General features: G+C 42.1%; 14 protein-coding genes. 8 read left to right on the plus strand and 6 right to left on the minus strand.

From position 1 onward, the window contains the following. The 3 genes from NTX75_14280 to NTX75_14290 form a co-directional block, all read right to left on the minus strand. Positions 1-258 (minus strand): hypothetical protein (locus tag NTX75_14280; protein ID MCX5817382.1); only part of this gene is annotated, 258 nt, incomplete at its 3' end. A 186-nt stretch (positions 259-444) separates the two neighbouring features. Next, positions 445-1,965 (minus strand): 4Fe-4S binding protein, encoded by a 1,521-nt coding sequence (locus tag NTX75_14285; GenBank protein ID MCX5817383.1) that lies wholly within the window; start codon positions 1,963-1,965, stop codon positions 445-447. Next, positions 1,962-2,840 carry a DUF362 domain-containing protein gene (locus tag NTX75_14290; GenBank protein ID MCX5817384.1) on the minus strand — a complete coding sequence of 293 codons (879 nt, stop codon included), beginning with the start codon at positions 2,838-2,840 and terminating at the stop codon, positions 1,962-1,964. Before NTX75_14290 ends, NTX75_14285 begins: the two co-directional genes overlap by 4 nt. Before the next feature lie 74 nt (positions 2,841-2,914). On the opposite strand from NTX75_14290, the gene NTX75_14295 reads away from it, so the two are divergent. Next, a complete protein-coding gene (locus tag NTX75_14295) occupies positions 2,915-3,598 on the plus strand; it encodes a molybdopterin-dependent oxidoreductase (GenBank protein MCX5817385.1) in 684 nt (227 codons plus the stop codon). Here NTX75_14295 and NTX75_14300 read toward each other — a convergent pair. Then, on the minus strand, positions 3,595-4,953 hold the full coding sequence (locus NTX75_14300; protein ID MCX5817386.1) for an HD domain-containing protein: 1,359 nt from the start codon (positions 4,951-4,953) through the stop codon (positions 3,595-3,597). The genes NTX75_14295 and NTX75_14300 overlap by 4 nt on opposite strands. A gap of 2 nt (positions 4,954-4,955) precedes the next feature. Beyond that, the gene (locus NTX75_14305) at positions 4,956-5,540 is read right to left on the minus strand and encodes a hypothetical protein (GenBank protein MCX5817387.1); all 585 of its coding nucleotides are present in this window, start codon (positions 5,538-5,540) and stop codon (positions 4,956-4,958) included. A gap of 123 nt (positions 5,541-5,663) precedes the next feature. On the opposite strand from NTX75_14305, the gene ftsH reads away from it, so the two are divergent. The 6 genes from ftsH to NTX75_14335 all read left to right on the plus strand — a co-directional run bounded on the left by ftsH (position 5,664) and on the right by NTX75_14335 (position 12,268). Beyond that, on the plus strand, positions 5,664-7,607 hold the full coding sequence (gene ftsH / locus NTX75_14310) for an ATP-dependent zinc metalloprotease FtsH (GenBank protein ID MCX5817388.1): 1,944 nt from the start codon (positions 5,664-5,666) through the stop codon (positions 7,605-7,607). Continuing rightward, entirely contained in the window at positions 7,558-8,451 is an 894-nt protein-coding gene (locus NTX75_14315) for a hypothetical protein (GenBank protein ID MCX5817389.1), read from the plus strand. The genes ftsH and NTX75_14315 overlap by 50 nt, the downstream gene beginning before the upstream one ends. 10 nt (positions 8,452-8,461) lie before the next feature. Beyond that, positions 8,462-8,683, plus strand: a complete 222-nt coding sequence (locus tag NTX75_14320) for a zinc ribbon domain-containing protein (GenBank protein MCX5817390.1) — start codon at positions 8,462-8,464, stop codon at positions 8,681-8,683. Between the two features lie 116 nt (positions 8,684-8,799). Continuing rightward, a complete protein-coding gene (tilS, locus tag NTX75_14325) occupies positions 8,800-10,206 on the plus strand; it encodes a tRNA lysidine(34) synthetase TilS (protein MCX5817391.1) in 1,407 nt (468 codons plus the stop codon). A gap of 10 nt (positions 10,207-10,216) precedes the next feature. Next, positions 10,217-11,035 (plus strand): alpha/beta hydrolase, encoded by an 819-nt coding sequence (locus tag NTX75_14330; GenBank protein ID MCX5817392.1) that lies wholly within the window; start codon positions 10,217-10,219, stop codon positions 11,033-11,035. A 42-nt stretch (positions 11,036-11,077) separates the two neighbouring features. Beyond that, positions 11,078-12,268, plus strand: a complete 1,191-nt coding sequence (locus tag NTX75_14335) for a pyridoxal phosphate-dependent aminotransferase (GenBank protein ID MCX5817393.1) — start codon at positions 11,078-11,080, stop codon at positions 12,266-12,268. Here NTX75_14335 and NTX75_14340 read toward each other — a convergent pair whose 3' ends face one another. Continuing rightward, positions 12,269-12,697, minus strand: a complete 429-nt coding sequence (locus NTX75_14340; GenBank protein MCX5817394.1) for an NUDIX hydrolase — start codon at positions 12,695-12,697, stop codon at positions 12,269-12,271. It abuts the gene before it with no gap. A 20-nt stretch (positions 12,698-12,717) separates the two neighbouring features. On the opposite strand from NTX75_14340, the gene NTX75_14345 reads away from it, so the two are divergent. Further along, positions 12,718-13,506: an amidohydrolase family protein gene (locus NTX75_14345; protein ID MCX5817395.1), complete on the plus strand. Its 789-nt coding sequence runs from the start codon at positions 12,718-12,720 to the stop codon at positions 13,504-13,506. Positions 13,507-13,659 lie beyond the last annotated feature (153 nt).

Below are 13,659 nucleotides of genomic sequence, written 5' to 3' on the forward strand. Positions count from 1 at the left end.
AATAAAACCAATTACCTTTCCGTTGATTTCCGCTGCGAGTGATGGAACGCCCGATTCTTCAATACGTTCGAGTTTATTTTCCCAGTACTCCTTCCTCTGTTTTCCCAAGAGTGAAAAGTCGATCTGGGCTACCTCATCGAGATCCTTCATTGATAATGGTCTTAAGGTAATTTTTTCTAGTGTTTTCCGCCCCGACCCATGTGTTACCAAGTAATTCATTGATGATGATTTTGAGCTAATCTCTTCTAATGGGTCCATGTTATCCTCCCTTCGTTCATTTGAAATTCACTTACTTAAAATCCCCTTTAGTATCAGTATAGCATTGCACTAAAACTTGTCAAGAATTGCGAATTTTTTCTCAAAGGCGTTCTAAACGTCTATACACAGGAGAAAACAGAAGGGTCAGTCCTCTTTAAATCAACGATATTGGATGTGGGGGATGCCTTATTGCGCGCCGTGTTTACTTTTTTTCACCTTTGCGAATACTTCAACAGCGGATTTTCCTTCAAGCGGGCATTTGTTTTCGCAGATTCCGCAGCCCGTGCATAGTTCATCTGCAATGTAAGGTCTTTTAAGGGTAACTTTCTTTCCGGTATAATCCCTCTCTTCGGATAATTCAAATTTTATTGCCTTACCGGGAACAGGACAGTGTTCTTCACAGACGATGCAATTGATCTTTTTTGCATAGGGGAGGCAAAGATTTTTATCAAATACCGCCACACCCATGACGCTCTTTTTCTTTTCCTCTATGGGCTGGTTGGGGATAGCGCCTGTGGGGCATACCTGACCGCAGAGGTTGCAGTTGTATTCACAGTAGCCCAGACGGGGGATAAAAACAGGGGTGAACATACCGTAGAAACCTGATTTAAAAAGATCAGGGTAAAGGGCATTTCTCAAACAGACCTTTATACATTCGCCGCACCGTACACATTTTTTTAAAAATTCACCCTCTTTTTGTGCTCCGGGAGGCCGAAGCAGCCTTTCCTGCTCCCGCGGTGACTGGAATGCAAACGATTTTGCAAGGAAGAACCCTGATAACAGACTTCCCAGGAAGACCCTTCTTCCTAAAACAACGGGGGTTTTTTCCTTCGTTCTTCTGCCTTTAAAGACCGATGAAAATTTTACCCTGTTAAATTTGCATTTTAATGTGCAGTCCATGCAGAGGATACAATCCTGTTTCTGGAGAATGTCCTCGTCAAATGCGGTAGGGCATATGTTTTTGCATTCCCTGCAATCTGCGCAGAGTTTTTTGGGGAGTCTTCTGAACAGTGAAAATCTGCTTAACAGGCCCAGAAGCGTCCCGAGGGGACAGAGATTTTTACACCAGTTTCTTTCTTCGTATCTCTCAAGGAGGATAATGAGTGCAAAGAGGAGGAAAGAGATGAATGCAAGGGGATAGAGGGTATCCCTGAAAGGAAGGATATAGTCCCTTAAGAAGGCATACATAAAGTCTATGTGATCCCGGTTATCACCCATCAAGGAATATAAACCGGTCCATCCCAATTTTACAGAATGTCCGAAGAGAGGATAAAAGAAGAACGTTAATGCCCTCACCAGGATCGCAATGGGGTCAAGAACGCCTGCCATATTTATATTAAACAGGGCCGCAAAAAGGAGTGTAAATAAAAGGTAATATTTAAAGGTTGTTTTCAGGAATTTCAGGGGAAGAATCTTCTTTATCCTGTTCGTAAAAAGATCGATAATGGTGCCCAGCGGGCATATCCATCCACAGAAAAACCTGCCCAATAAAAGCGAAAAGACAAACATTAATATTCCCGGGAGAATGAGTAACGTCATTGTTTTTGTAGAGAGAAGATAACTTATTGCAACGAGGGGATTTGCCCTGAAAAAGCTGTTGACGGCAGCGGAAATTTCATCCTTTCCCCTGTATTCGGTATTGATGAAGAGGACAAAAAATATTGCGAGAAAGATGAGCTGGGATATGCGGGAGGAGGTAATTTTCACGCTTTTATTACTTTTATTTTACTGAGGTTCATTTCGCCCAAACCTCTTTTGTAAGCGGTAACTGTAGCAGCTATATCTTGCGGGTTCAGGCCGAAGAGCGTTGTTGCATAAGCGTCGGCTGCTACAATATCGGTTGAGGCAATGACTTTATTGACGACCTTTACATCATTAAGACTTCCACCCTGCGGGCCATGGTTGAGCAGGATTCGGGTTGCGTCGATAACAACGAGATGGCTTTTAACAACCTTATTGATGTCAGACAGAGAGTCTTCCATATTTCTGTGGATATATCCTCTGTTTCCTCCCATGATACCCATCATGTTCTTCAAAGCCAACGTCAACCGGGTAAGACTGTGATGTTTGGCTATAGGAACATTGATGAAGACGTTTGCAGACAGGGCTTCATCGTAGAGTTCCCATTCCTTGAGTGCAACACCGTTTATCCTGACGTTTTTGTAACGCTCATCCTCCATCTGCTTCAATTCCACATCTTTTAATCCCTTTAACGCCCCATTGGTGCCGCTGTTCTCATAGCACCTTCTCGGGTCATTACAGGGATTATCAAAGACCTTTACCTTTTTTGCACCTGCCTTTATGCATTCCTCGGCGATGGCTTTAAGCACAAAAGGATTGGTGGTTGCTGCGTATTCCGGTTTCCTGTCCCAGCCGAGATTCGGTTTTATAACTACCACATCTCCCTTTTTGACGAACTTCTGGATACCGCCAAGGGCATTGATGGCGTTCCTGGTTATTGCGGCATAGTCTTTTCCTTCTGACACCGATAGGGTTGATGTTCCCTGAGCAAAGATGATTTTTGGAAGACCTGCAAAAAAGATTGATGAAAGGCCAAGTTTAAGGAAGTCTCTTCTGTCCATGTTTGATAATCTAACAATTCTATCTGATTTGTCAATAGTGTGGTATAATTTAAAAAAGGGGTCAAGGGGTCGATATGGATAGGCGTGAATTTATAAAATATATGGCTATGCTCGGTGTAGGTTCTGTAATCCCTAACTCTTTTCTGAGCGCTAAAGAAATCGAAAGAATTCTGGATAATGAGGACAGGGAAGGCTTTTATATAAGGTTTATTAAGCCCATAAAACCGGTAGACCCCTCAAAATGGACATTGAAAGTGGGCGGCCTCTGCGATAACCCCAAGATATTTACCCTCTCAGACATTAAAAAGCTTGCCAAAGATACCCAGGTTTCGCGTATGAAATGCGTGGAGTCATGGTCAAGCAAGGCAAAGTGGGGAGGATTCCGGCCTAAAACACTTTTCGATGCGGTGAAGCCCAAAAAACAGGCGAAGTATTTATATTTCTACTCTGCCGATGATTACTATGAATACATTTCTCTCGAGGACCTGCTTAAATCCCGTGTACTTTTTGCCTATGAAATGAACGATGGGCCGCTGCCCGATATTCATGGTGGTCCATTGCGTCTTCTTGTCCCCTTCAAATACGGGTACAAGAGCGTCAAAACCATCCTCAAGCTCGATTTTGTTGAAAAGGAAGGCACGGGCTACTGGTCGCATTATGGCTATTCAAAGGATGGAACGGTTCAGAAAGGCACTGACCATGCCCTTGATCTGAAGACATACAAGATATTGATGAAAGAAGGGGAACCGGAGTATTAAAAGCTCAGAAATCCGTTGGCGTAGTGTAATGCTTCCTCTTTTTCACTCATTTCGCCTGCAATCTGCTTTTCTCGGATATCATTGAGAATTTTGCCTATTTGAGGTCCCTCCTGGAATCCCAGGGCAATGAGGTCGTGGCCATTAATGAGTTTTGGCAGTGGTTTTTTCTTCCACTCTGCATATGCATGGAGAAGCTCATTACACTTTTTGTGAACGCGTTTTGTAGAAGGATTGTCCTGTCCACCCGAACTTCCGTACATATCACATATGGTCAGCAAAGCGAGGGAAGGGGTAAGCTCACCCATCCTGTATACAAGTCTTCGTATTGCCTTTTCAGTTGATTCTTTATTGCTGATGAGGAATATTCTCATGTGATTATCGATAAGCGCATTGATTGTTTTTATTTCATGGGTGCTGAACCTGAGCCTTTCCATGATATAAGAAGCTATTTCACGGGAAAAGCGCTCGTGGTAGAAGAAATGTACCGCATTTTTATGTTCATCATATGAGAAGGTGAGTGCCTTACCAAGGTCGTGGAAGAGAAGGGCATAACCAACATTTTTGAGACTCTTTACGTCCAACCGGTAAGTTTCGTTATATTTATTCAAATACATGAACCCATCGACTGTATGTCCGTATGTTTCAAGGACAAATCCCTTTTCAATATCCAATTCCCTGAGGGACTGAAGTTCAGGGAATATTTCAAACAGTAAAGCGGTGTGCTCCATCATCTTCAGGCCGGCGTGTGGATTGGGAGATACAACTATCTGATCCATCTCGTATTTGATTCTCTCGGGGGCCGTTTCCTTGATAAGGTGTTTCAATTCCTTTATTGTATCTATTACCTCATGATGAATCGTAAATCCCTCTAAGAACGAGAAATGCCGGATGGCCTTTAACATCCTTAAAGGGTCATCTTTTATTGTTTCTTTCCCGGGATATTTAATCAATCCGTTTTTAATATCATCAAAACCACGAAGGGGGTCGATGAAGGCATCATTTTTGAGATCGAAGGCGATTGCATTCATGGTAAAATCTCTTCTGCCAAGGTCTTCTTCCAAGGCCGAATTTAGAAAGGTAATATCGAGGGATATGTCTTTTTTTGTCAGCCTGTATGTTTGAATCGGTTTTTTGCCGAGGATGAAAGCCCCGGTGCTAAAAAATTCTTCGATTATGCTTAAATCTTTTTGCTCAGAAAGCACCAGGTCGTAATCATTAGGGGTGTTGTTGAGGCATAATTCCCTTATTGCTCCACCAACAAGATACACATCTCCGCTGAAATGCCTATCCTGTAACTCTTTTATAACCCTCTGTCCTTTTATTCTCTCTTTGAAGGTCTCAAGAGGGATATCCAAGATCAGACCTTTTCAGCGAAATCGGCAATACCCCTTGCAATCCTTTTTAATGAACTGGTCATGTCAATATACAGATAAGATGCCTTGGGCATGCAGATACCTGTTATAAGCCTGTTTTGATGAACAACATCATAATCGGTAACAAGGTCAATAAGTTTTTCTTTTGCCGTTAAAACATTTTGCTTCAGGTGCGGATTTTTCGTGAGAACATAGTCTTTTGTGTCTTTGAACTGGCTGTACGTAATGTCGAGCAGAGATTTTATCTCCTTTGTTGCCTTTTCACTGAAGAGGACCCCGGATTCAGCCTTGACAAGCATTTTGGCAATCAGATTGTCTAACGCTAAAGCTATTACCTGAAGAGAAAGAATCAGATTAACATACTTTTTTTCGATTGGATCCTTTTCTTTTTCTGTAATGATTTTTTCCACAAATGGTAAGTTTGCGGTAAGCATGTCCTCGAAACCGGATAAGCATTCTTTAAGTAAGGCCGAATTATTTGCAAAAAATCCTCTATACACGTTTTCAAGGATAGGCAATACTGCATCAAACGTTCTATGTAATCGTTGGGTTAATTCTTGTTCTTCCATTTCGCCTCCACAAATAATTATTTTTTTATGATTTCTATATTTACTTATAGCACATGAATGTCAGGAAGTCAGCATTGTATTAAGCAAAGCGTTCATAATACCTATTTAAAAAAAAGGATTTTTTTGTTAAACTTATTCATGCAAAAGAAAAAATCGAGTGAAAATAAACGGAAAGCAAAAGATATCTTTCTCGAGTTAAGAGACAAAACCAGGTCAAAGGATAAAAAGACTAAAAGTTTTACCTTTATCTATTTTATTATTGCCTTCATCGCCATAATAATAATCAACAGCTACATCTTTACGAGTGAGGTAAAAAATATACCTTACAGCGAATTCAAGGAACTTATTACCAAAGGCAAAATAAGTGATGTTGTTATAGATGTAGAGGCAATACAGGGAAACCTTAGCCTTGAAAGCGGCAAGAAAACTAAATTCCTTACGAGCCGGGTAGATGACCCCGATATCGTTAAAGACTTGCAGAAAAATAATATTAAATTTTCAGGCCAATATGAGAACAAATTTATAAAAGCGATAATATCCTGGGTGTTGCCGTTTGCCATCATTATTTTAATCTGGAATCTGCTCATGAGGAAGATGGGTGGCGCCCCGTCGGGCATCCTCAATTTTGGAAAAAGCAGAGGGAAGATATATGGCGAGGATGAGATAAAAATAACATTCGAAGATGTAGCGGGGGTTGATGAAGCAAAGGAAGAACTGAAAGAGATTATTGAATATTTAAGTACCCCTGATAAGTTTCTTAACATCGGCGGCAAGATACCGAAAGGCATACTGCTCGTTGGCCCTCCGGGCAGCGGTAAAACACTTCTTGCAAAGGCTGTGGCAGGCGAGGCGAAGGTGCCGTTCTTCAGTATGACTGGATCCGATTTTGTTGAGATGTTTGTTGGTGTGGGCGCTTCCAGGGTGAGGGACCTTTTTGCACAGGCGCAGGAAAAGGCCCCGTGTATTATTTTTATTGATGAACTTGATGCACTCGGGAAGGCAAGAGGCATGAACCCGCTTTCCTCACACGATGAGAGGGAACAGACATTGAATCAGCTCCTTGCTGAGATGGATGGTTTTGACACAAAGGCGGGTGTGATCATTATGGGCGCAACGAACAGGCCGGAAATTCTTGATTCCGCACTTTTGAGACCCGGCAGGTTCGACAGGCATGTCCTTGTTGACAGGCCGGACATAAAGGGGAGAGAAGAGATATTAAAGGTTCATGTAAAGGGCGTAAAGGTTGCAGATGATGTAGATTTATCGGTAATTGCTGCGAGGACACCGGGCTTTGTCGGGGCAGACCTTGCAAACATCGTGAATGAATCAGCCCTCCTTGCTGCAAGAAAGGCGAAAAGCGCTGTTACCATGGGAGAATTTGAAGAGGCTATTGACAGGATTATCGGGGGTCTTGAAAAGAAGAAGAGGGTGATGAACATAAAGGAAAAGGAAATCGTGGCTTATCATGAAACAGGACATGCACTTATGGCCGAATTTCTTGAAACTGCCGATCAGGTACATAAAATTTCTATTATACCGAGAGGGATAGCCGCCCTGGGGTACACAATGCAGCTTCCCACCGAAGACAGATACCTCATGACGAAAAAGGAGCTTCTTGACAGGCTGGGTGTACTCCTCGGAGGGAGGATTGCTGAGGAAGTGGTATTCGGCGAGGTCTCTACGGGCGCCCATAACGACCTTTTCAGGGCAACAGATATTGCAAAGTCTATGGTTAAACAGTATGGCATGAGTGAAAAGCTCGGTTATGTCACATTTGAAGGCGAAAGGAAGCCGCTTTTCCTTGATATCAACCCTTCATTTGGTGGGAAAGACTATAGCGAAGAAACCGCACGGGAAATTGATAATGAGGTTAAGAGGATAATAGATGAATCATATGTAAGGGTAAAAAACCTGCTGAGCGAGAGAAGGGATATTATGGAAAAGGTTGCCCGAACCCTTCTTGAGAAAGAGACAATCGATGGCGAAACATTGAGAGTACTAATAAAAGGGAACAGTGGTGAAAACGAAGATGACAAACCTGGAGAAGAAGCAGATAGACCTCATTAAGGAATCTATCTGTGTTTACACAAAGTGTGTTGAGTGCAAAACATTATTCAAAAGGAATCAGTTGAGTTTTGCCAATATTGAAGAGTTTATTGATGATAAGGGGAAAAGCTGTCTTTTTAAATTAAAAGAGATGTGCCACGAGTTATTCAGGACATCTGATGAAGCTCATTATAAAGAAAAATTATACGATATTACAGTTGGTTACATTTTTCATGAAGCAATGAAGCTAAGAGAGAATCTGTACCAACTCGAATACTACCGGCCCAACCGTGATAATGTATCAGAAAGATTGACCGATTTTGAAAAAAAGATTGTTCATGAGATTGAAAGTCTCACAAAAAAGGCGGATAAGAGGCTCAGAGGAGGGTTGAAAGAGATAAGGGTATTGATGAAAGAACTCGTAGGCCAGCTAAAAGGACTAATCCATCTTTACGATAGCAATTATCTGATTCCACGGTTCGTTTTAGAAAATGAGAAGGCACTCGTTGCAATATACGGAAAGAAAGGTTTTGAAAACCTCCTTAATGATTTATATCATGACGGCAGACCTCTTTTACTGTACATGGCCGCAAAAAGCTATCTTGAAAGCGAGTATTATGAGATTGCCAGGAATCTTTTCAGAAAAATCTCCAGAATGGACAATGAGAATAAAACAGCAATATTCTTTTATATGTATGCATCGGCTTTTTATTTTTATTTTAAGAACATGTTCTCAAGGTCCTTGGTTTTTGCGCAACACGCGACAGCGATGGATGTGGATGATGAATTGATGCAATACAAGGGTTTTTTGCGCAATTTAATTGCCGACATATCAAAAGAAATAAAGAAAACCAAGAGCAAATAGGGAGGAACCGATGCCCATATACGAATATATTTGCGAGCAATGCGGGAATGAATTTGAATTGTTAGTTTTTAAGAGCGATGAACCACAGTGTCCTCAATGTGGTGCGAAAGACCTGAAGAAGAAGATGTCCTCTTTTGGATTTTCTGTGGGATATAAGCTTACATCATCGTCGAGCGGACAGGGTTCCTCCTGTGCAACGTGCGGCTCGTCGAATTGTTCAAGCTGTTCATAGCAAAATGCAGGGTTCGAGGGTTCAGGGGTTCAGAAAAGCAGGGTTCGAGGGTTCAAGGGGTCGAGGGGTCAAGAAAAAACATTGAACTTTGAACATAGAACGTTGAACTGATTCTCATGGATTTCATACATAAAGTCAAAAAAACTATTGAAAAAGAAAACCTCATCGAAGATGGAGACAATATCCTCATCGGTCTTTCCGGTGGCATAGACTCAACTGCTTTATTGTATGTGCTGGCTGAGATAGCACAACGGGATCGCTTCAAAATCGGCATTGCACATGTAAATCATCTTCTGAGAGGTGAAGAGTCCCACAGGGACCAACAGTTTATCGAAACACTTGCACGGAAATTTTCGTTCCCCTGTTATGTGAAGAGGCTTGATGTCAGGACATATGCAAAAGAACGGGGCATATCGCTTCAGCACGCAGGGAGAGATGTGCGTTACAATTTCTTTTATGAAATTTCCCTGGAACATGCTTACGACAAGATTGCAGTTGCACACAACCTTGACGACCAGGTAGAGACGTTTATTTTAAGGATGTTAAAGGGAAGCGGGATAAGAGGTTTAGCATCTATTCCCATAAAGCGGGGCAGGATTATTAGACCATTCCTCAACACATACAGGTCTGAAATTGAGGAATATGTTAATGCTTCTTCAATATCCTATGTGGAAGATTCGTCAAACAGCAAAATTGTATATGAGAGGAATTATGTGAGAAAAGAGTTAATGCCTCTCATGAAAAAGTTAAACCCCGCCTTCAAAGAAAAGATTTTTTTATTGCTGCACGATATGACGAACATTAACAATTTCTTTGAAGAGAGGGCTGTGAGATTTATAGAGAGCCATTTGAAGCCTGAAGCACAGGATATATCCCTTGAGATTAAAGCATTGGATGAATTAGATTCTGAAACAAAGTTCAGAGTAATAGCCAACGCCCTTGATCAATTGGAGCCGGGGTTTATCGCACTCAGAGAACATCACCGGCTGGTTGATAAAATTTTGAGAGGGAGCAGGCCGAATCTGGCCATCACTTTACCCCACGGCATAAAGGTAAAACGCATTTATGACAGATTGATATTTACAAATAAGCAGACAAAGCCTGTTATAAAAGATGCTTTTCCCATCAAGTTTGGCGAAAACAGATTGGAGCCTTTTAAACTTATCCTTGATATCAAGCTGCTGGAGGTTGATGACAATTCTTTATTTTCTGAAAAGGGGCGGGAGGGGATACCTGCTGCTGTTAACAGGGACATCGCTTTTTTTGATGCAGATAAAATTGGTGGCTTATGCGTGAGGACCTTTCAGGAAGGTGATAGGTTCTTTCCCCTTGGAATGAATAATTATGTAAAACTTAAGGATTTCTTTATATCCAGAAAGATACCGAAAGAACAGAGAAGACAAATTCCGCTTCTCATCTCGAATGATGATATAATATGGATCATCGGGCACAGGATTGACGAGCGATATAAGGTTACCGAACAGACAAAAAGGGTCATGCGAGTTGTTGTAAAATTATTATAGGGGATTGCTTTTGATAATAAAGATTTCCAACGAAAACCCATGGGTCATTTTGATCCACGGGTTTGGGGTTACAGAAAGGGTCTGGTTTGCTCCTCTCGAAGAAAAGACTCGTTTTATCTCCTTCAAAACATTGTTGAAAGACGAAAAAGAGGTCATCCCCTTTGCTGAAAGATGCAACAATCACTCTTATAATATAGCGAGCTGGACACAAAACGTTGACAGCACAATAGACGAGGCAGTGGTTGAATTGAAAGACCTCATCGAATCGATTGAAAGCAGGAAAGTGATATTCATAGCCCATTCAAGAGGTGGGCTTGTAGCGCGAAGGGCTATACAGAAATTCAACCTCAGCCCTAAAGCCCTGATATGTCTTGCAACGCCACACTTCGGGAGCAGATTTGCAGACATTGTCATGAAATACAGGAAGTTTGTTAATGTTTTTTTTCGATCAATGAATGATTTCATGATACCCATAGAGGAACTTCATACTATCTCTGATATCGTCAGGGACATTAACAGGCCTGATAAACTTGAACTGGAAAGGCATGTGCCTCACTTTGACATATGCGGAGATACCACTGCATATTTTAATATCGGATTTTTCAATATTATGAAGTCCATGAAAACGGTTTTTGGTGACCGTCTCATTCAGGAATGGAGAGAAGGCTATGGTGACGGTTTTGTTTCAATTGAATCTGCCAAATCGCCTTTGACGCCTGATGAGAATTGTTTCAAACTGTCTGTTAACCATGCAAATATTTTGATTGACAGCAGGGTGTGGGGTATCGTAAATAGTATCCTCCAGCAGCACTACGTGCTGCAGTTTTGAGTGCTGAGTTTTTAGTTAAAATTTCACCAAAGGAGTTTTGATATGTTATCAAAAAGGGCAAGTTTATTAAAACCATCACCGACGTTAGCAATTGCCGCAAAGGAGAAAGAGCTTAAGGCAAAGGGCATTGACATTGCGGGATTTGGTGCGGGAGAACCCGATTTTAACACACCTGAACATATAAAGCAGGCAGCCATAAAGGCAATTAATGATAATTTTACCCGGTATACACCGGCTACCGGCATAGATCCCCTGAAGGATGCCGTGATTGAGAAGTTTAAAAGGGACAACGGCCTTACATATAAGCGTGATGAGGTTATCATCTCATGCGGCGGCAAACACAGCCTCTATAATCTCTTCCAGGCCATATTCCAGGAGGGCGATGAGGTCATTATCCCTGCGCCGTACTGGGTTTCCTACCCACCCATGGTAGAGCTTGCCGGGGCAAAACCGGTGATCGTGGAGACGCAGGAAGATGAGGACTACCAGATTACAGCGCAAATGGTGAAGAAGTACATAAATAAAAATACAAAGGGAATAATTCTCAACTACCCGTCAAACCCTGTTGGTTCCATATTTTACCGTGAAAATCTGGAGCAGATCGGGAAGCTTGCAGTGGAAAATAATTTTTACATAATATCTGATGAGATTTATGAAAAACTGACATATGATGATTATACCCATGCAAGCATTGCATCCCTCGATCCTGCCTTCAAAGAAAGAACGATAATCTGCCACGGCGTAGCGAAAACCTATGCAATGACAGGATGGAGGATCGGTTTTGCCGCAGGGCAGTCAGGTATCATAAAGGCTATGGGGAATATCCAGAGCCAGAGTACGTCAAATCCTACATCTATTTCACAGATGGCTGCCGTTGCAGCGCTAAACGGTCCCCAGGACAGCATAACTCTTATGCTCGAAGCTTTTAAAAAGAGGAGAGACTATCTTGTCAAGGAGTTGAAAAGCATACCGGGCGTAACCTGTTACAACCCGAAAGGCGCCTTCTATGTGTTCCCTAATTTCAACAATGTGCTTGGAAAAAAATATAAGGGCAGGGTAGTGGACACATCTACAGCATTGACAGAAATCCTTCTTGAAGATTTTCATACTGCGGTTGTTCCGGGGGTTGAATTCGGCAAAGAAGGCTATTTGAGACTCTCTTTTGCAGCTTCAATGGAAGTCATTGAAAAGGGTGTTGAGCGAATAAAGAAGGCCGTGGCATCCTTCGAGTGATTAGATCGCACCAGGCCTTTTCCCTGTTTTCATATAATTGAAATAATGGAGGATAATATCTCTGTGATCAAAAGCAATTATTTGTGGCAGGGCATCTTCGCGGAATACATCTGCCCGTCTTGCATCGTCCTGTCCCTTCAGTTCTCCCCTTCCGTCACCTATAAAGACAACTGAAACGGTATGAAACCTCGGGTCTCTGCCAGGTTTTGAGTAAGCGTGAAATTGTTCAATCAGAGCAACATCAAGTGAAGTCTCCTCTTTTGCTTCCCTTATTGCTGCTTCTTCAAGGGATTCACCGATATCCACAAAGCCTCCCGGCAGAGCCCATCCCGGCGGAGGATTTTTCCTTTCAATGAATACGATACCGTCTTTATAGCGGATGATTATATCAACGGTAAGAAGCGGGGTCTTGAGGTCTTTTAGCCCCATATGAGTTCCTCCTGTGAACCGTGAACCATTCTTTACATGAACATACCATCTATGTTATTTATCCTGCAACAATGGATTTTGAGATCATCATAGACAGTCATTCTCACTGGGGTCCTTCGATAACCCTCGGCACAGATGTTACGACAGGAGAACTTCAGAGCCAGATGAAGGAATCGGGGATTGATTATGTTGCTGTAATCCCTTTTCCATCGACGGCTATAGAGAATAACAGCATAAATGTGAAGATTCTTGAAGAATCAAAAAGGGTAGGGGGCTTCATACCTTATCATTACATAAGGGAAGACTACGACAAAGAGGGCTTTGATCCTATACCTGAAGCATATTGCGGAGGAAAATGGCACTGGATGAGGGGATGGCAGGATTCGGCGTCAAATTATAAAGTCTTTGATGATAAAAATCTGCCTCAGCTTATTGAAAAGATCATAAAAACAGATAAGCCGGTTATCTTCGAAGAAGAGTTGCGATTTACCGAAAGATTTGTTGATATGGCCAAAGGCATGAAGATTATCATCCCCCACCTTGGTATGCTCGGCGGGAATCCTTATGATTTTTTAAAAAGCTTCAAAAACAATAAAAATGTGTACTTCGATACTGCCCTTGGCTCACGGGAAGCGATATTGGATTTTGTGAAAACAGTAGGTCCCGAGAGGGTACTGTTCGGGTCTGATGTGCCCTTCGGATCCATGAGAAGCGAGCTATCGAAAGTCCTTTCGCTCCCGATACCGGAAGATGATAAAGATCTCCTGCTCTCCAGGAACTTTATTCGTCTTACACAATTCAAACCTTAATCAATCCTACTTTCCTTTTTTGGCTGAGAAAATCTTACCCGGGCTTTTTTCTCCAAGGTGGACGGATGCCCCACTTGGAGTGACCCGGTGCCTTTTCAAACTACACCGGTTGCTAAAGTCAAGGATAAACGGCCTGTTGCCCAAACATACATA

The sequence above is a fragment of the Pseudomonadota bacterium genome (assembly GCA_026388315.1).
GTDB lineage: Bacteria > Desulfobacterota > Syntrophorhabdia > Syntrophorhabdales > Syntrophorhabdaceae > MWEV01.